The organism is Bradyrhizobium sp. CCBAU 53338, assembly GCF_015291665.1.
GTDB lineage: Bacteria > Pseudomonadota > Alphaproteobacteria > Rhizobiales > Xanthobacteraceae > Bradyrhizobium.
The window spans coordinates 896,198-914,123 of the sequence record NZ_CP030049.1; the positions used below are offsets into that span (position 1 = coordinate 896,198).

Consider the following 17,926-nt stretch of genomic DNA (forward strand, 5'->3'; position numbering starts at 1 on the left):
GACCGGCCTCAGCAGATCCTCGGCAGTTGTTCGCCCGACAGCCAGTCGACGATCCGGCCACCGCCAAAGCTCGTCGCCATCTGCACGAAATGGTGATCGTCGGCCACGGCCTCGCCGATGTCGGCCGCATCACAGCCGAGCGGATGCGCGCGCATCGTCGCGAGCACGGCAGCGGCCGCCTCCGGGGCCACAATTGCAACCAGCTTGCCTTCGTTGGCCACATAGAGCGGGTCGAGGCCCAGCAGTTCGCAGGCCGCGGCCACGCCCGGCTTCACTGGGATCGCCTCCTCCTGCACACGGAAGCCGAGGCCAGACTGCTGGGCGATCTCGTTGAGCGCGGCGGCTAGCCCGCCGCGGGTCGGATCGCGCATCAGGCGGATGCCCTCTCCGCCTGCGGTGACCATCTTTGCCACGAGATCATGCAGCGAGGCTGAGTCCGAGACGATCTCGGTCTCGAAGGCGAGGTTCTGCCGCTTCGACATGATAGCGACGCCGTGGTCCCCGAGCGTGCCGGAGATCAGGACGCGATCGCCGACGCGAGCCTTCTCGGCGGATAGATCGAGGCCATCGGGTACGACGCCGACGCCGGCGGTCGAGATGAAGAGGCCGTCGGCCTTGCCGCGCTCGACCACCTTGGTATCGCCCGTGATGATATGGACGCCGGCCGCGCGCGCCGCCTCGCCCATAGATTCCGCGATCATCTTCAGGTCGGAGAAGCGAAAGCCCTCCTCGATGATGAAGCTCGCCGAGAGGTAGAGCGGCCGCGCGCCGGCCATGGCGATGTCGTTGACCGTGCCGTGCACGGCGAGCGAGCCGATATTGCCGCCCGGGAAGAATAGCGGCGAGACCACGTAACCGTCGGTCGTCATGACCATGCGTCCGGCTGCGACATCGAAGGCCGACTGGTCATTGCCGCGCGCCAGCCATTCGTTGCCGAAGGCCGAGTGGAAAAGACCCGAGATCAGCTGTGCCATCGCGCGGCCGCCAGAGCCGTGGGACAGGTCTACGCAGCCGTTCTTGATGTCGAGCTTGCGTTGATGGGCCTTCATGATGCCCGCCTCTGCTGATGGTCGCGGAAGCGGCCATAGGTCCAGTGCGCAGCGCAGGCGCCCTCGGACGAGACCATGCAAGACCCTATCGGCGTTTCCGGCGTGCAGACCGTGCCGAACAGCTTGCAATCGACCGGTTTCTTCACGCCGCGCAGGATGGCGCCGCATTCACAGGCCGGATTGTCGGCAACGCGGAGCTCCTTCATGTCGAAGCGCGCTTCGGCATCGTATTTCGCGAAAGCGCGCTTCAGCTTCAGGCCGCTATAGGGTACCTGCCCGAGCCCGCGCCATTCGAACTGGTCGCGCAGCTCGAAAATGTCGGAGACCTCCTCCTTGGCGCGCAGATTGCCGTCACGCTTTACAGCGCGGCTGTACTGGTTCTCGACCTCGTGCCGGTTCTCATTGACCTGCCGCACCAGCATCAGGATCGCCTGCATCATGTCGAGAGGCTCGAAGCCCGAGATCACGACCGGCTTGCCGAATTCTTCCGCGAAGAACTCGTAAGGAGCCGTCCCGATAATAGTCGAGACATGCGCAGGTCCGACAAAGCCGTCGATCTCGACCCGGCCGATGTTGCGAATATCCGGGCTCTCCAAGATGTTCTGCATCGCCGGCGGCGTCAGCACGTGGTTGCAGAAGACGCTGAAATTGGCGAGCTGCTTCTTTTCGGCCAAACGGATCATGACCGCAGTGGGCGGCGTCGTCGTTTCGAAGCCGATGGCGAAGAATACGATCTGGCGCTGCGGATTCTCCTCGGCGATCCTGAGCGCATCGATGGTGGAATAGACCATGCGGATGTCGGCGCCTTTCGCCTTTGCCTTCAGCAACGAGGCGCCTTGCGAGCCCGGCACGCGCATCAGATCGCCATAGACGCAGAAGATGATTTCGGGCCGTTCGGCCAGTCGGATCGCCATGTCGATGCGCCCCGCCGGCAGTACGCAAACCGGGCAACCCGGACCGTGGATCATCCGCACGTTTTTAGGCAGCATGTCCTCCAGGCCATAACGCGAGATCGCATGCGTGTGGCCGCCGCAGAATTCCATGAAGCGATAGGGGCGCTGCGGATCTGCTTCGGACTGGATCGCGTTCGCAAGCCCGAGCGCGATCTCCTTGTCGCGGAACTCGTCGGCATACTTCATGGCATGGCTCCCAGGGCCTCGGCGCTAAGCTCGTGCAGCAATTCCAGCGTCCGTTGCGCCTCTTCCGGATCGATTTTGGTAAGCGCGTAGCCGACATGGATGATCACGTAGTCGCCGATGGCGAGATCCTCGATGAGCGCGACGGAGATCTCCTTGCTGACGCCGTCGATGGACACAATGGCCATGTCGTCAGGCAGGAGCTTTGTCACCTCGGCGGGTATGGCAAGACACATCAGGCGGTTCCTTCTAAGCCTTGGTGTTCGAGAAGTTGCAGCCCCGCGATCCAGGCCTGACCCAGGCTTAGGCCGCCATCATTCGGCGGCAGTTGGCGCGGCAAGAGCGGGGTGAGCCCGGCAGCGATGCAACCGCGCGAAATCCCGGTGCTGAGGCGGGCGTTCAGGAAGCAGCCGCCGCTCAAGGCGACGGTCTCAAGTCCGGTCTCACGAGCCGCTTGGGAGATCCAATCGACGCAAGCGGCAGCGAAGGTGCCGTGAAACAGCCCGGCCCCGTCGGTGGGATCCGGCGCATCGACCACCAGACGGTCGAGCAATGGGAGCAGCGACAGCACGCCATTCTCGATCACCCAGCCGCCGGACACAACGCGCGGCTCGCGGACCCGCGCCTCTAGCTTCATGGCAGCCTCGCCTTCGTAGGTTTGTACGGTGCAGACCCCGAGCAGCCCTGCGGCCGCATCGAACAGCCGGCCGGCGCTGGTCGTCGTGGGCATACCGGGTTGTTCGAGCAGAGCCGATAGGCGCGCGGCCTGCGGCTGTGCCGCAAAGCGAGACGCAATCGCATCGCCGCGCCGAAGCGCGTGCAGCACGCTGGCGGCCATCCGCCACGGCTCGCGCGCGACCCGATCGCCGCCCGGCATCTTCAGCGGCGCCAGATGCCCGAGCCGCCGGAACCGCGCGCCTTCACAGGCAAGCAGTTCGCCCCCCCAATTGCCGCCGTCGCTGCCGTAGCCGAACCCGTCAAGCACTAAGGCAAGCACCGGACCTGCGATGCCATGCTCCGCCATCACCGAGGCCGCATGGGCGTGATGGTGCTGGACCGCGATCAGCCTGGTCCCGCGTGCCTCGGCGAAACGGGTCGATGCCATGTTCGGATGCAAGTCGTGGATCAGGGCGACAGGCTCGACGTCGAGGGTAGACAGCAGATGGTCCACAGTTTCCTCGAAGAATCGGATGCCTTCTGCGGTGTCGAGGTCGCCGATGTGCTGGGAGACAAAGGCCTCGTTGCCGCGCGTCACCGCCACCGTCGACTTCAGCGCTCCGCCGACGGCAAGCAGGGGCGCCACCGAGCGCGCAAGCCGGACAGGCTCCGGGACATAGCCTCGCGCACGCCGAATGAACTGGGGCCGTCCGGCGACCACCGCAGCCAAGGAATCATCGGCGCGGGTGACGATGTCGCGGTCATGCGTGACGATGAGATCGGCGATGCCGGCAAGTCGTTGCTCCGCTTCGCGATTATCGATCAGCAGCGGCTCGCCGCTGAGATTGGCGCTGGTCGCGACAATCGCCCAGCTCTCGCCGACCGGCGCATGCGCCGCATTCAGCGCATCGAAAATCAGGTGGTGAAGCGGTGCGACCGGCAGCATGATGCCGATGCGCGCCAGCTCCGGCGCGATTGACTGCACAAGGCGCCCGCGCGACGTCAGCAACACGATCGGCCGCGGCCGTGACTCGAGCAGCGCAAGTTCGACAGCGTCGGCCTCGGCGAACTCGGCGACTGCCTCCAGCGTACCGACCATGACGGCGAAGGGCTTCTGATCGCGCTGCTTGCGCAGGCGCAGTTGCCGCACGGCCGCATCATTGTGAGCATCGCAGATGAGCTGATAACCGCCGAGGCCCTTGATCGCGACAATCTTGCCGCCCGCGACGGCGGCGGCGATCTCGGCGATGCCATGGCTGAGCCGCGGCCCGCATCGCGGGCACGCAATCGCCTCGGTATGGAAGCGGCGACTGCCGGGGTCAGCATAATCAGCGGCACAGGCTGCGCACATCGCAAAGCGCTTCATTGCGGTGGCCGGACGATCATAGGGCAGCCGCTCGGCGATGGTGTAGCGCGGACCGCAATGCGTGCAGTTGATGAAGGGATAGCGGTGGAATCGGCTTGCCGGATCGAACAGCTCGCTCAGGCATTCCCGGCAAGTCGCGGCGTCCGCGACGATGCGCGTCGACACCCTACCCTGCTCGCTGGTGCGAATCGAGAACTCCTCGGTGGCGGCGGCGCCGATCGGCTGAACCGAGATCTCGTCGATCCTGGCAAGCGGCGGCTTTTCCAGTGGCAGCGCGGCGACGAAATCGGACGCCCGCTCGCCTTCGACTTCGATAAGAACGCCGTTCGGATCGTTGGCGACGAAGCCGCCGAGGCGATAGCGGGTGGCGAGACCATAGACGTAGGGACGAAAGCCGACGCCCTGCACGGCGCCACGCACATGCAGGCGCAGCCGCTGTCCGTCCCGCGCTGTGGCCTTGTCGCTCATCCTCACTCCGCTGCCGTCATCTCGGCCGGCTTCGCCTTCGAAGCCCGCTTGCGGAGCCAGGCATAGAAGGCCAGGAAGCCTTCGCCGGTGCGCGCCGACACCGTCAGCACCTCGATCCTGGGATTGACCCGCCGCGCATATTCGATGGTCCTGGCGAGGTCGAAATCGAGCACGGGCGCAAGATCGATCTTGTTGATCAGCATAAGCGCGGAGGCAGCGAACATGTCCGGATATTTCAGCGGCTTGTCCTCGCCTTCGGTGGTCGAGAACACCACGATCTTGCAGGCTTCACCGAGGTCGAATGCCGCCGGACAGACGAGATTACCGACATTCTCGATGAACACGACCCCACCGTTCAGCCAGGGCAGCCGGTCATAGGCTTCACCGACCATGGCCGCGTCGAGATGGCAGCCCTTTCCGGTGTTGACCTGGATCGCCGGCACGCCGGTTGCGCGGATGCGCTCGGCATCGTTGGAGGTTTGCTGGTCACCCTCGATCACGCCGATCGGGAAACTGTCCTTCAGCTCACTGACGGTGCGGACTAGCAGCGAGGTTTTGCCGGCTCCGGGGCTCGAAACCAAGTTGAAGGCGAGCACGCCGTCGGCACGGAAGCGAGCGCGGTTGTCGGCGGCGAGTCTGTCGTTCTTGCCGAGAATATCGCGTTCGATCTGGATGATGCGATCGCTGCTCATGCCCGCGATCTGTTGGCCGGCGGCGTCTGCACTGCAGTCGAGCAGGCCCGTATCGCCAGGCCCATGATCGTGGCTTCCGTCGTGATGGTGGTGGTGATGGTGACCGGGGCCATGGTGGTGATGATGACCTCCATGAGCGTGCTCGTGATCCTGATTATGATCATGCGTATGTTCGTTGGACGCTTTGCCGTCGCTGCAGCCGCAGACCGTACACATCAGTCGACCTCCAGTTCCTTCACACGCATCTCTTCGCCGCCGGTGACCTGCAATTGATAGCTGCCGCAGGATGGACACGGCTCGTAGCGCTGCTTGATCTCGACGTTTTGCGAGCAGGCCATGCACCAGGCCGTGCCCGGCGTCGCGATGATCTCGAGTCTTGCGCCTTGCGCGATGGTCCGCGCCGCGACGGCCTCGAAGCAGAATTGCATTGCGTCCGGCGCGACATGGCTGAGCGCACCGATCTCTAAACACACCGCCTTCACTCGCAAGAACGAGCGCTTGCGCGCCTCTTCCTCGACGATCCCGATGATGCCCTCGCACAAGGCCATCTCATGCATGGCTGGCCTCGCGGAAGCTGACGCTGAATCCGACGCAGGGGTCGAACGCCCCGACAAGTGTCCGCACCGCGTCTTGGCCCTGCCGGCCGGCGGAGAGGAGCGCGCCCTTGAGGCTTCGCACCAGCGGTCCGCGTTCGTGAAAATTCCACTCGGTCGGAGCGATATATTCGAAGCCGACGATACGTCCTTCCTCATCGAGCTTAACCGCGTGATGGAGCCGGCCTCGGGCGCATTCCACTGCCGCTGCGCCCCGGCGCTCGCCGAGCCGATAGCTCGCAACGACGCCATTATCGGGAGCGTCCCGCCTGGCGTCCAGCCAACAGGTGAGCCGGGCGATCTCGTCGATGCGCGCTCTCACGCGCGCGGCGCCGCTAGCACTTAAGGACAAAATCTGTTCGCGCTGCGCCCGCCGCGCCCAGACGCCCGTTTCCGGAACCTTCCCGCAGAGTTCCGGCGCTTCGGAATAAGCCGTCCCTTCAGCCATGAGGCGCGTCACGATCTCAAGATCGTCAGCGGGGGTCAGAAAGAATTGGTCGGCCGCCGGCAATGACATCACCTCACGATCGCAGCGCGTCAGATAGGTGGAAAGTACGCTGCCTGGCGCCGGAGGCTGGTGTTCACCCGAAACTCCGAGCGCGCGGAGCGCAGCCTTGACGTGTGCAATGACATCGCGGCGCACGGTATCTGGCACGGTTTCAACCGCACCACTGAGAGTGGTGCTCGCCTGTATCATGCTTCGCACTGCGGGTGCGCTCTCCTGATCGAGTTCGAGGCCTGCGACGAACAGGCCGCGTATCAATTCAGTTAAGCGCTCGGCGACAACGGCCGTGAGACGATGCATCGCTATCGGCTTGATCGTCTCCAGCCCCTGCGCCGCCTCGATTGCTGAAAGGAAGGCCACTTGGTGGGCGACCGAGCATAAGGAGAACAGGCGCGGCAGCACAGGGATGAGCGCGCTTGCCGGCTTTCCGGCAAACAGCCTCGTCAGGGGAGGCCGGCTCCGTGGCCGGATAGCAACGTCCGAAATTGTGGTACCAGTGAGCCACACCATTATGTCAATTTCGTTTCGAAAGGGGCGACTCATCCCGGCCGCTCCGTCAAGGTACCGCGCAGGAAGCTCCGACGATCAATCGGGGTCGTCGGTGGTTCGCGCCGGCGGACCGCCTCCTCGCTGTCGGCCGGCAGCATCAGCTCGGCAAGAGCGGCGTCAGCCGTTGCTCGCGCCGATGCCATGTCCGCAAATTGGAACATTGGCGAGAACAGCGAGCAGCTAGCGATGCGGCCCATTTGCACCTCGCTGAGGGTAAATTCGATATCACCGGCTGGAAAGCGAATACGCACGGTCGCGCCCGACCTATCCCCAGCGGCGCTCGCCGGCATCACCACGTTCATGAACCAAGGAGTGACCATGATGCCGACAAACGTTCCCTCGAAGCGACGGAAACCAATGGCCTCAACATCGAGGGCCTCGTTGTAGATTGGCAAATCGCGCATCGCGCGCTCGCCGATCTGGCGATACATTCCTGCCAATAGCTCGCCCCATGTCACCGCGTCGGCGTCGCTGGGAGAGCTTGGCGCGCTGGCAGTCATGTTTCGATCGCCATGAACTTCGATTTCGGGGCGTCGCAGTTGGGGCATCGCCACTCCTCCGGCAGAAGTGAGAACGGTGTGCCGGGTGCGATCTGCGCCACCGCATCACCATCGGCCGGATCATAGACGGTCCAACAGATGCCGCATTCAAGCCGCGCAGCCTCAGTGACGTCTTGGCGCACGCCAAAGTTCTCAAAGGCGCTCATTTGAAATATGCCTCAATGATTTCTTGGAGCCGTTCGGCGGAATCCTCGAAATCTTCGTCTGCAGCAAGCGCAACCGTGGGTACCCCGCCAACTTCCAGCGTGTCGAGGATGATGGTGTCCATGGCGTTGAAAAACTGCACCGACCAGACATTGCGAATGCCAGTCGACAGCACCCGACAGGTGCCATAGCCGCGCGAGACAAGCTGGATCGGCCCGTTCCGAATAGTCTCCTGCAAAAAGCTCATATCCACCGGGCTCATCGGCAACAGAGTGAAATTGATGATCTGCGAGCGGATGCCAGGACGCCAGGCTAGCGCCCGCTCGCGGATCTCGGCGAGCACCGGTAGGACGTTCATGGCGCCTTCAGGGGCCTGTCCGATTTCGAAATCGGCGGCTGTCAGATCGGCTGCTGCGCGTCTGACGATCTCGGGAACAGCGCCTACTTCAATATATTCGGAAGCCGCGTCAGTTTCGATCCTGACACGCCAGATCCCTGCGAGCACCGATTCTTGAATCTGCGCCAGCGATCCGTCCGGCAGCGCTACGACGCCGCCGACCTCCCCCTCGCCGAGAACATCGGCGACGAGCTTGCTTTCGAGATCGTTGAGATTGCCGAGCCGGAACAGTTGCGAGGGTGCGTCCGCCCTTTGACCTGCAATGGCCTCCGCGATGTTGGAGAGCAGCGTGACGGCTTTGGGGCAGTTCTTAGCGAGCTCGACACTGTCTAATGTTGCGAGTCTTGCGAGTGCGCCGGCCGCCGTCAGGCTGCCACTTGAGGCATTGAGACTCTCTTCTCCGATAGGGAACACGCTGACGGGTTGCTCGGCGCCTTCCGGCGCATCCCAGAATCCGACCTTCATAGCTCGACACCTTTTGCGCGATGCTGGGGAACAATGGTAACGGCAATGGCTGCGCTTTGCCCGCGCGGGCGGTCGATCAGCTTAGTGATGCGGTCGACATAGACTGACCAATCCTGGATCTTGGCGATCAGCCCCAGCGTCTCGCCCTTGGCCACGAAGATAAGGGTCGGCTGCACTCGCACCCCGAAACGTTCGCCAAGCGCCTCTTCGGCATGGGGTGCAATGATCGCGGCGCGCAGGCGGCCTCCGAACGCCGTAACCAGCTCAGGCAGCACTACGGCGACATCAATGGCCTCCGGAAAACGGTTGGGATTACCCGCCGATAGCAGCACGGCGACAGCACCGGCTTGGTCGGCATGTTTAAGAAAATGATCGACGGTCGCGACATCGACCTCATTGAGGCCATGCCGACTGAGATCATGCCGTCCTACCTGGAATTCCATTTGACCTCCCAAAACAGACTTATCTTTCTGATCGGGATAGTGTTAGCAAGCTGCGTGCCAGGGACAGTCAGGATTTATGTAGTTGAATTCACTGATCTATTTTCAACGCCATCAAGCCGAGTGGATGCGAATGATAAGCTACTTTCCACTACAAACGAAAGCCTTCTTTCCAGACTAGAAACTTGTCTTCCGGCGAGCACCTCGGCCAGCGGCTGAGGTCAGCCGGCCAAGTCATTCTAGGATGACAACCCGCTTAATCAGTCAGGAGGTGCGCAGGCAATTGCGGTTCGCGGTCGATCAGATCGGCGAAGAAGCAGTCGAAATCGTTGCCGTCGAGCGCTGCACCGAGACCGTCGATGGCAGCCGCAATCAGGCACGCTTCTTCTTTCTCAAGTAGGCGGATCGCCGTGTCGATGTAGACCAGCACGTGGGCACCGGCCGGAGGATGCGAGAGCAGAAGCACGGAGACGCGGCGTTGCTCGCCGCGAAACTCGCACAAAGCCGAAATTCCATCGGTCTCGACGATAGTCATCGGCAGTCCAAGGCACATCCGTCTTCTCCGGCACGCTCCGGCGGTCAGGCCGGCCGCATCTCGTAACTCGCATGGTCGATGTCGTTGGCGAGCAGGCGCTCGGAGTCTGCCAACGGCGTATCGCGCAGCTTCACCTCGATGCCCCACTCGGCCAGAACTTTGCAGGCAAGCTCGATGGCCGGTGCGATCTGATCGCGTACGGACGCCGTCAATGGACCTCCCCAGTCTTCGAGATCGAGCGGTTGGCAGCCGATCAGGACGAGGTGCTTCGGGCAGCGGCCGAGCAGGTCGGCTGCGCTGATCACCTCCTGGAAGCCGGTTTGATGCAGACTCATCTTCTTCGCGCCGGTGAAGCGTGGCACCTCGTCGCCGCGCACGAGCTTCAGCTTGCCTGGCGGCAGACCATAATCGATGGCATCGAACACGAGCAAGCGATCAGCGTCCTCCAGATAGTTGACGAGATAGAGCCCCTGCGTTCCGCCATCGAGAATCGTGACATTATCAGGCACGGCGTAGCGGCGGTGGAAGTCCTCCACCGCGCGCACGCCAAAGCCTTCATCGGCCCACAGGATGTTGCCGATGCCGAGCACCAAGATGTGGTCGTCGTTTGGGGCGTTCAACATCGAGATCGTTCCAGTTTCAGTCACGGAATTGCCGTTCGCCCGAGATCATCGAGGAGATGATACTCTGGCGTGACATGATGTCCTCGCGGATCGCAGCGTAGATGTGTACCATCACGAACACGACCAGCGCCCACATGCCCAGATGATGCCAGGTGTGAACGTCCTGGCTGTTCGGCCAGATCGAGAACACCCAGCCGAACAGTTTGTGCTGCCAGCTATCGATGCCTTCTCCTTCCGAATAGAGCGCAAAGCCGGTCACGATCATGAAGGTCACGAACAACGTGAAGCCCGTGAACATCGCGGTCTGCGCCAGCGGGTTGTGCCCGACATACATCTTCGGCTGACGTTCCAGGAAGGCGTACCAGCGGATCTCGTGCCAGACTTCCTTCCAGAATTGCCGGCGATGCACCGGCAGATAGAAGATCTGCCGGGAATGGTGGTTGCCGGTGAAGGCCCACAGGATACGCGCGAGGAAGAACACCGCGAGCACCTGCCCCGCCGCGAAATGGGCGAAGCGCATATAGCCCATCACGAAGTTGGCCGACGCCTCCCCCTCGACCGCCGGCAGCGGCGTCCCGATCAGAAACCCGGTGACCATCAGGATGATGATCGAGAACGCGTTCACCCAATGGCAGATGCGCACCGGCGCTTCGTAGACATAGACGGTGGGCCGGCCCACCGCATGCTCGCCAGCAGCATCGGCCGCGATCGCCGTCAGGTCCGGCTCGCTTTCCACCGGGGGAGCAATTGCATCCATCATGGCCGCCTCCTACCTGACCTTGACCTTGGCGAGTTCCTGGCCGTCCGGGCTCATGACGTGCGTCGAACAGGCAAGGCACGGATCGAAGGAATGGATCGTGCGCAGGATCTCGAGCGGCTGCTCGGGATTAACCATCGGCGTGTTCATGAGCGAGGCTTCGAACGCGCCGATGTTGCCTTGCGGATCGCGCGGCGAGCCGTTCCAGGTCGTCGGTACCACGCACTGGTAGTTGTCGATCTTGGTTTCCTTGATCTTGATCCAGTGCGCGAGCGCGCCGCGCGGGGCCTCGGTGAAGCCAAAGCCCTTGGCTTCCTTCGGCCAGCTCTCCGGTTTCCACTTGTCGACATTCGCGGTCGAGCTGTCGCCGGCTTTGATATTGGCAACGAGCTTGTCCTGGAAATAGCGCATCTGGCGTCCGGCCCAAACAGATTCGAGCGCGCGCGCCGCGGTGCGGCCGAGCGTCGAGAACAGCGCCGACATTGGTAGATCGAGATCCTTCAGGAATTTGTCGACGGGATCCTTGAACTCCGCCTTGTTCTGCGCATAGCCGACGACCCAGCGCGCGAGCGGGCCGACCTCCATGGCATGTCCCTTCCAGCGCGGCGCCTTGATCCAAGAATATTTGCCGCCTTCGTCGAGCTGTTCGATCGCGGTCTTGGTACCCTTTGCATTGGGTCCGAGTTCGTAGTTCGGCTCCGTGATGCCATCCCAAGGATGAAGGCCCTTGGTTTCGTCGGGATACTTGTACCAGGAGTGGACCACGAACTCCTGGATCTCGTCGGGATTGGCGTGATCGACCGGAAGCACCTCGGAGAGATTGCCGTTGATGATGGCGCCTCGTGGCAGCTTCAGGTTCTTGGCTGAATAGTCGTTGGCATGTTCTGGCACGTCGCCATAGGCGAGCACGTTCTGACCCGAAATGCCTCCACCATAGAGCCAGTCCTTGTAGAACGAACCGATCGCGGCCACGTCAGGCAGGTAGACCATTTCGTTGAATTCCATGATGCGGTCGATGATCGAGGAGATCAGGTTCAACCGCTCCATGTTGATGGCACCGACAGCACCTGTCCCATCTACGTTGATCGGACAGGGCACGCCGCCGACGAGCCAGTTTGGATGCGGATTCTTGCCGCCGAAGATGGTGTGGATCTTGACGATCTCCTTCTGGAAATCGAGCGCCTCCAGATAATGCGCGACCGCCATCAGATTGGCCTCGGGCGGCAATCTGTAGGCTTTGCTGCCCCAATAGCCGTTCTTGAACGGACCGAGCTGTCCGGACTCGACGAACTTCTTGAGCCGGGTCTGCAGATCCTTGAAGTATCCCGGCGAGGACAGCGGCCAGCTCGAGATCGACTGGGCTAGCGTTGATGTCGCGCGCGGATCGGCCGAGAGTGCGGAGACGACGTCGACCCAATCGAGCGCATGCAGGTGATAGAAATGGACGACGTGGTCGTGCACCTGAAGTGCGAGCTGCATCAGGTTGCGAATCGAGTTTGCGTTTTCGGGGATGGTGATCCCAAGCGCGTTCTCGACCGCGCGCACCGAGGTCAGCGCGTGCGTGCCGGTGCAGACGCCGCAGATCCGCTCGGTAAATGCCCACGCATCGCGCGGGTCGCGGTTCTTCAGGATCACCTCGATCCCGCGCCACATCGTGCCGGTCGATACGGCATTGCGGATCACGTTGTCGGCGTCGACATTGACCTCGACCCGCATGTGTCCCTCGATGCGGGTCACGGGATCGACGACGATGCGTTTGCCGGAATTGTCGAGATTGAAGCCGTTGGGAGTCTGGATACCCATGATCGTTTCTACCCTAATGTGTCTTTTGATCAGCTGTTGTGGCCGGCGTCTTCGCGCTTGCTGGCAAGCCGCTTTACCGCAGTGACGGCGGCGTGCGCGGCCACCGCCGCACCCACGGCGCCCGCTGCCGCCATGCCGATCTGATCGGCGTTTTTCTCGATGCCGAACTGCTTGATGTTGGTGAGGCGATCGTAGAACGAGCCCTTGTCCCAAAAGCCGTCCTCTGAGCAGCCGATGCAGCCGTGTCCCGATTGGATGGGGAATGAGACCCCCCCGTTCCAGCGCACGGTTGAGCAGGCGTTATAGGTCGTTGGCCCCTTGCAGCCCATCTTGTAGAGGCAGTAGCCTTTGCGCGCCGCCTCATCGTCCCACTCCTCGACAAACTGGCCGGCGTCGAAATGCGGGCGCCGGTAACACTTGTCGTGGATGCGCTGCGAGTAGAACATCTTAGGCCGGCCCTGGCGGTCGAGCTCGGGCAGCTTGCCGAAGGTGGTGATGAAGGTGACGACGCCGGTCATCACTTCGGCGATCGGGGGGCATCCCGGCACCTTGATGATCGGCTTGTTGGTGATGACCTTGTCGATCGGTGTGGCCTGGGTCGGATTGGGCTTTGCCGCCTGTACGCAGCCCCAGGACGCGCAAGCGCCCCAAGCGATGATCGCCATCGCGTCCTCGGCCATCATCTTCAGCTTTTCGACGAATGGTTTGCCGCCGTCGATACAGAACATGCCGCCCTCGTTGAGCGGCGGATTACCTTCAACGGCCAGAATGTACTGACCTTTATGCTTGGCACGGGTCTCCTCGAGGATCGCTTCCGCCTGATGGCCCGCGGCCGCCATGATCGTGTCATCGTAGTCTAGCGAGATCATCGACAGCACCGCATCCTTCACCAGGGGATGCGCGGAGCGGATGAAGCTCTCGGAGCAGCAGGTGCATTCGAGACCGTGCATCCAGATCACGGGCACACGCGGCTTGGTCTCGAGCGCATTGGCGATGCGGCTCGCCGCCAGCGGGCCGAGGCCGAGGCTCGTCGCGGTCAGGCTGCAGAACTTGTGAAAGCTTCGACGCGTGATGCCTTGCCGCCTGATCACGCTGTAAAATGTTTCCGTCGCCGTGCCCATAAATCCTCCCGCCGTCAGCTTTGGCTTTCAATGACGCTTAGGGACAGCAAGAAGCAGGCCAACTGCGTGGCGCAAAATGAAATTAGAGGAATGTCAAAAGGTTGCGAGATCTGAATTGTGCAAGACGCGAAGATCGAGCGGCACTGCACGAAAGAAGCGGAAACAATTCGATTTGCAGGCGGTAACGAGGTTTACGCCGCCGAGCCCGTTTCAATGCGCAGTGCACACCATGCAAGGATCGAACGAGCGCACGACATGCTGAACCGCAACGGAACGTGCGCCAGCCTCGCCCACATCGGTGCCGACCAGCGCCTGTTCCAGAGGGCCTGCCACGCCGAGGGAATCGCGCGGTGAAAAATTCCAGGTGGTCGGCGCGATGATCTGGTAGCGCTCGATCTTTCCACCGCGCACCGCCACCCAATGCCCGAGGCTGCCGCGCGCGGCCTCGACGAGACCGACATATGCCCCGTCGGGCATCTCCTGCGAGGGAGCACAGAACGGTTCCGAAAGTCGTAGCGCGCGGGTCCACTGCTCCATCGCAAGTGCGATGCGCGCAGTCTCGATCAGCCGGGCGATCACACGGTTGCGGACATTGGTGCCGCTTGGGGCGACGAGATCGGCTATCAGCGCTTGCCCGGCCACGGTCTGGCGCGCAATCGCCCCGACCTCGACCGGCTGGCCCGAAAGCCGCGGCGCCTTGCACCAGCTATAGGCGCCTGCCTTGTCGGGATCAGGTACGGTGTTGCTGTGCGCAGGATCGGAGGAGCAATCCCGCATCCATGCATGGGAAACGTCCTCGCTGATCTGACTCAGCGGCAACGGCTCCACAACCATGTCTGGACCAACAATGCCGCGCGGGAACAGTCCGCAATCGGCGCCTTGATAGGCGCCATAGCTCATCAACACGCCCGGTCCCTTGCCGAGCTCACTGAGCGCGAGGCTGTCGGCAAGCCTGAGGAAATGAGCGAAATCACCGCTGCGCCCCGCGCGCCAGCGGTCGAGCTCGTCTGCGGTCGAGAGCGACAGCATGTTCTCTAGAGTATCGGCGAACACTGTACGTTCAAGGAACGTGCGAAATGAGGTCACGATCGACAACAGCCGTACGCGCTCGCCGAGTTCGATCGCGCGCGTCGCGCCGCCCGGCTGGAAGGCAAGGCTGTGTGGCCATTTGCCAGCAATGATTCCCATAGTCTCGAGCAGCCGCGCCCGCGCCGGCAGCGCATCGCGCGCCGCACTGCCGCGGGTGGCCGCAAAGCGCTCGCGAGTCTCCTGGTACCAATCCTGCGAAGCGTAGGCTTCACGGGCGAAGTCAGGCATGAAGAAGATGTAGAAATGCGTAAGATGATCGGCGGCATTCTCTGCCGCGTGCGCGATATTAGTGGCGAGCAGACCGTTCGGCGCCGCCTCGGTTCCCATCGCATGGCGAAGCGCGGCAGCGGCGGCGACCGACTGCGAGACCGAGCAGATGCCGCAGATGCGCGGCGCCAACACCAGCGCATCAAGCGGTGGCCGCCCCTCCAGAATTTGCTCGAACCCGCGATAGAGCGGCGCCGTCACTTCGGCGCGCTGGACCCGGCCGCTTTCGACGTCGAGGCGGACTTCGAGATCGCCCTCGACGCGGTTGAACGGGCCGATCGTAATCCTCGTCATGGCGTGCGCTTGGCCGTGGTGCGGCCGGGCGGCACCACCACATGATCAGCGGTCGCATTCAGCCTCACGCGCCGCGGAGTCGCCGATTTCGACAACGCCGCGAGCGCGACGAACCAGGCTTTTGGCATGTCGGTCGGCAAGCCGACTGGGATGCCGGCAAGCTTGGCGGTCTCCAGGAAATTCTGCGCGTCTTCGAAGCCAGGTGACGTGCAGGCGATGCAGGCATAACCGCCCTTCGTGCAGGAACCGCCGCCGTTCCAGGAGCGCTGGTTGCAATCGCCGACAGCCTGAGTCGCCTTGCAGCCGAGATGCTCCATGAGGCAGCCGCGCTCGGACATGGTTTCGGCGCTGGCCTTGAACTCATAGAACTCGTTGCGGGAGCAGCCGTGATGAGCAAGATGGTTGGCAACGAATTTCGGTCGGCCATAGGTGTCGAGGTCAGTCGCTGACAAGTCCTTGGACGTCAGTGCCAAAATGGTTTCCATCATCCAGCCCGGATGCGGCGCACAGCCAGCCACATTGATCACCGGCAAGCCGAGCCGGGAGCGGAAGCCTGCGCCGAGCGCGCCGCCAGCATCGGCGCCCTCGAATTGCAGCCCGACCGCGTCGGTTGGATTGGCGCCGGCGGCTGGCACCCCGCCATAGGCGGCACAGCTTCCGACCGCAACGACATAGTCCGCCCGCGGCGCGAGATCTAGCATCCAGTGGTAGATCGAGCGGCCCGTGCCCGCGAGCATGTTGAAGCGGCCGCTATCGTTCGGGCCGCGGGCAACGGAGCCTTCGAGGAGCAGTAGGTCGAGCGGCACCCTGCCCTCGCGCACGGAGTTGAGCACCTCGGCCGCTTCCTCGCCTGTCTCCTCGCTGACCGAGGGATGCCACAGCAGGTTGATGCCGAACTGCCTCAGTTCGTCGAACCAGCCGGAAGAGCCGCTTTCGAGGATCGACATGGTGCAACCGCCGCAGCTCGCGCCTTGCAGCCAGAGCAGGTTGGTCATTCCGTTCGATTGGCTCATCACTTGCCCTCCAGCTCCACCAGCTTCGGCCGACCCGGCTCGAATGGCAAGCCCTCGGCGCGAAGGAACTCAGTCATGATCGCCCGGCGCGCCTTCATGTTTAAGGTGCCTCTGGCGGATCCGGTGCGTGATGATCCAAATTAGACCGACGGCAAATGGTACGAACAATGCTGTCGCGAGTGACGGCTCGACATGCAAGCCGCCGTCATGTGCGCCCTTAGCGAGGTAGCCGAACAGGCTGACGACGTAATAGCCGATCGCCGCCACGGAGAGGCCTTCGACGGTGCTCTGCAGGCGCAATTGCAGCTTGGTGCGCTCGTTCATTGAGCGCAGCAGGTCACGATTCTGCTCCTCCAGTTCCACGTCCACCCGCGTGCGCAGGAGATCGGCGGCGCGCGCTAGCTTGATCGATAAGTTGGCCTGGCGGTCCTCCATCGCGGCGCAGGTGCGCATCGCCGGCGCCATCCGCCGGGCAAGGAAGGACGACCAGGTCGGTCGCCCTCCGATCTCGCTTCCTTCGATCACGCCAAGGCGGGCCTGCACGATGTCGTAATAAGCCCGGCTCGCGCCGAAGCGGAACAGGCTACCCGCTGCGCCGCGCTCCAATGAGGCGGCCAATGCGGTCAGCTCCGTGAGGAGGTGATTGTTGAGCTTGAGGTCCTCGGCGCCCTGCATCTCCTGGAGCACTTCGACCAGCCGCCGCCCAATGTGATCGACCGAGGGCGCGAGCTCGAGCGCGGCCGGCAGGCCGAGCAGCGCCAGCGTGCGATAGGTCTCGATCTCCAGCACGCGCTGCACAAGAGCGCCAAGCCGGCCCGGCGACAGGCCGTCGTTGCAGATGAGAATGCGGACAAAGCCCTGCGCATCCGCACGAAAGTCGGAAGCGACGACCGCAGGGCCGCTGCGGACTGTCGCCATTGCGAGGCTGCTCTTATCAAACAGCTCCTCAGCGCGCGCGACGGCCGCTTCGGTCTGCTCCACCTCGAGCCTCACCGCCACAAGCAGCTGTCCCGTTTGCGGCAGTGCCCGGATCAATGCGGTAAGTTCGTCACCGATGGGAGCGAACGCCAGCGCGGATGCCTCATTACTCCAGATCCAGGTGAAAGTCGTGAATTCGGAATGCTGTTCCCAGCGTAGCGAAACTGCTCCGATTGACACCTGGTGGTGCTTAGCCGACACCTCGGGTGCCGCCAAGCCCTGCGCGGTGCAAAAGCCTACAAAGGCCTGCCGGTCGGCGGCCGCCGCTTCTCCCTGGCCCAAAAAAGCAAATCGCAGCACTGCGAGAGGCGCGGAGAGCCGCGTGAACGGACGCGCATGCACCTCACCCAACACTGCACCGCGTTGCGGGTGCAACGCGAATCCGGCCAGATCCAGACCATGCTCCATCGACGATCCCTAGGATA

Annotated in this window: 19 protein-coding genes; all 19 read right to left on the reverse strand. The window is 62.9% G+C overall.

The genetic code is table 11. The features are described from left to right. Positions 1-8 precede the first annotated feature (8 nt). Entirely contained in the window at positions 9-1,049 is a 1,041-nt protein-coding gene (gene hypE, locus XH90_RS38375; protein WP_128929527.1) for a hydrogenase expression/formation protein HypE, read from the reverse strand. Further along, positions 1,046-2,188 carry a hydrogenase formation protein HypD gene (gene hypD, locus XH90_RS38380; RefSeq protein WP_128955166.1) on the reverse strand — a complete coding sequence of 381 codons (1,143 nt, stop codon included), beginning with the start codon at positions 2,186-2,188 and terminating at the stop codon, positions 1,046-1,048. The genes hypE and hypD overlap by 4 nt, the downstream gene beginning before the upstream one ends. Next, positions 2,185-2,421, reverse strand: coding sequence for a HypC/HybG/HupF family hydrogenase formation chaperone (locus XH90_RS38385; RefSeq protein WP_128929525.1), 237 nt, complete (start codon positions 2,419-2,421; stop codon positions 2,185-2,187). The genes hypD and XH90_RS38385 overlap by 4 nt, the downstream gene beginning before the upstream one ends. Further along, positions 2,421-4,676: a carbamoyltransferase HypF gene (gene hypF, locus XH90_RS38390; RefSeq protein ID WP_164933597.1), complete on the reverse strand. Its 2,256-nt coding sequence runs from the start codon at positions 4,674-4,676 to the stop codon at positions 2,421-2,423. Before hypF ends, XH90_RS38385 begins: the two co-directional genes overlap by 1 nt. Positions 4,677-4,678: 2 nt before the next feature. After that, a complete protein-coding gene (gene hypB, locus XH90_RS38395) occupies positions 4,679-5,584 on the reverse strand; it encodes a hydrogenase nickel incorporation protein HypB (RefSeq protein ID WP_128955165.1) in 906 nt (301 codons plus the stop codon). Beyond that, complete coding sequence (gene hypA / locus XH90_RS38400) at positions 5,584-5,925, reverse strand: hydrogenase maturation nickel metallochaperone HypA (protein WP_128929522.1); 342 nt, start codon at positions 5,923-5,925, stop codon at positions 5,584-5,586. Before hypA ends, hypB begins: the two co-directional genes overlap by 1 nt. Next, complete coding sequence (locus XH90_RS38405) at positions 5,918-7,009, reverse strand: nickel-dependent hydrogenase large subunit (RefSeq protein ID WP_128929521.1); 1,092 nt, start codon at positions 7,007-7,009, stop codon at positions 5,918-5,920. Before XH90_RS38405 ends, hypA begins: the two co-directional genes overlap by 8 nt. After that, the gene (gene hybE, locus XH90_RS38410) at positions 7,006-7,515 is read right to left on the reverse strand and encodes a [NiFe]-hydrogenase assembly chaperone HybE (RefSeq protein ID WP_128929520.1); all 510 of its coding nucleotides are present in this window, start codon (positions 7,513-7,515) and stop codon (positions 7,006-7,008) included. The genes XH90_RS38405 and hybE overlap by 4 nt, the downstream gene beginning before the upstream one ends. Next, complete coding sequence (locus tag XH90_RS38415; protein ID WP_128929519.1) at positions 7,512-7,721, reverse strand: rubredoxin; 210 nt, start codon at positions 7,719-7,721, stop codon at positions 7,512-7,514. The genes hybE and XH90_RS38415 overlap by 4 nt, the downstream gene beginning before the upstream one ends. Continuing rightward, the gene (locus XH90_RS38420; RefSeq protein WP_128955164.1) at positions 7,718-8,581 is read right to left on the reverse strand and encodes a hydrogenase expression/formation protein; all 864 of its coding nucleotides are present in this window, start codon (positions 8,579-8,581) and stop codon (positions 7,718-7,720) included. Before XH90_RS38420 ends, XH90_RS38415 begins: the two co-directional genes overlap by 4 nt. Then, entirely contained in the window at positions 8,578-9,024 is a 447-nt protein-coding gene (locus tag XH90_RS38425) for a hydrogenase accessory protein (RefSeq protein ID WP_128929517.1), read from the reverse strand. Before XH90_RS38425 ends, XH90_RS38420 begins: the two co-directional genes overlap by 4 nt. A gap of 253 nt (positions 9,025-9,277) precedes the next feature. Beyond that, positions 9,278-9,574 carry a HypC/HybG/HupF family hydrogenase formation chaperone gene (locus XH90_RS38430; RefSeq protein WP_128929516.1) on the reverse strand — a complete coding sequence of 99 codons (297 nt, stop codon included), beginning with the start codon at positions 9,572-9,574 and terminating at the stop codon, positions 9,278-9,280. A gap of 26 nt (positions 9,575-9,600) precedes the next feature. Further along, positions 9,601-10,179: a HyaD/HybD family hydrogenase maturation endopeptidase gene (locus XH90_RS38435; protein ID WP_128955163.1), complete on the reverse strand. Its 579-nt coding sequence runs from the start codon at positions 10,177-10,179 to the stop codon at positions 9,601-9,603. A 16-nt stretch (positions 10,180-10,195) separates the two neighbouring features. Beyond that, positions 10,196-10,939, reverse strand: a complete 744-nt coding sequence (cybH, locus tag XH90_RS38440; protein ID WP_128929514.1) for a Ni/Fe-hydrogenase, b-type cytochrome subunit — start codon at positions 10,937-10,939, stop codon at positions 10,196-10,198. Between the two features lie 9 nt (positions 10,940-10,948). Next, on the reverse strand, positions 10,949-12,739 hold the full coding sequence (locus XH90_RS38445; protein ID WP_128929513.1) for a nickel-dependent hydrogenase large subunit: 1,791 nt from the start codon (positions 12,737-12,739) through the stop codon (positions 10,949-10,951). Between the two features lie 29 nt (positions 12,740-12,768). Then, complete coding sequence (locus tag XH90_RS38450) at positions 12,769-13,860, reverse strand: hydrogenase small subunit (RefSeq protein WP_128929512.1); 1,092 nt, start codon at positions 13,858-13,860, stop codon at positions 12,769-12,771. 210 nt (positions 13,861-14,070) lie between these two features. After that, a complete protein-coding gene (locus XH90_RS38455; RefSeq protein WP_128929511.1) occupies positions 14,071-15,510 on the reverse strand; it encodes a nickel-dependent hydrogenase large subunit in 1,440 nt (479 codons plus the stop codon). Further along, positions 15,507-16,523 carry a HupU protein gene (locus tag XH90_RS38460; RefSeq protein ID WP_128929510.1) on the reverse strand — a complete coding sequence of 339 codons (1,017 nt, stop codon included), beginning with the start codon at positions 16,521-16,523 and terminating at the stop codon, positions 15,507-15,509. The genes XH90_RS38455 and XH90_RS38460 overlap by 4 nt, the downstream gene beginning before the upstream one ends. A gap of 69 nt (positions 16,524-16,592) precedes the next feature. After that, positions 16,593-17,909 (reverse strand): DUF3422 domain-containing protein, encoded by a 1,317-nt coding sequence (locus tag XH90_RS38465; RefSeq protein WP_128929509.1) that lies wholly within the window; start codon positions 17,907-17,909, stop codon positions 16,593-16,595. Positions 17,910-17,926 lie beyond the last annotated feature (17 nt).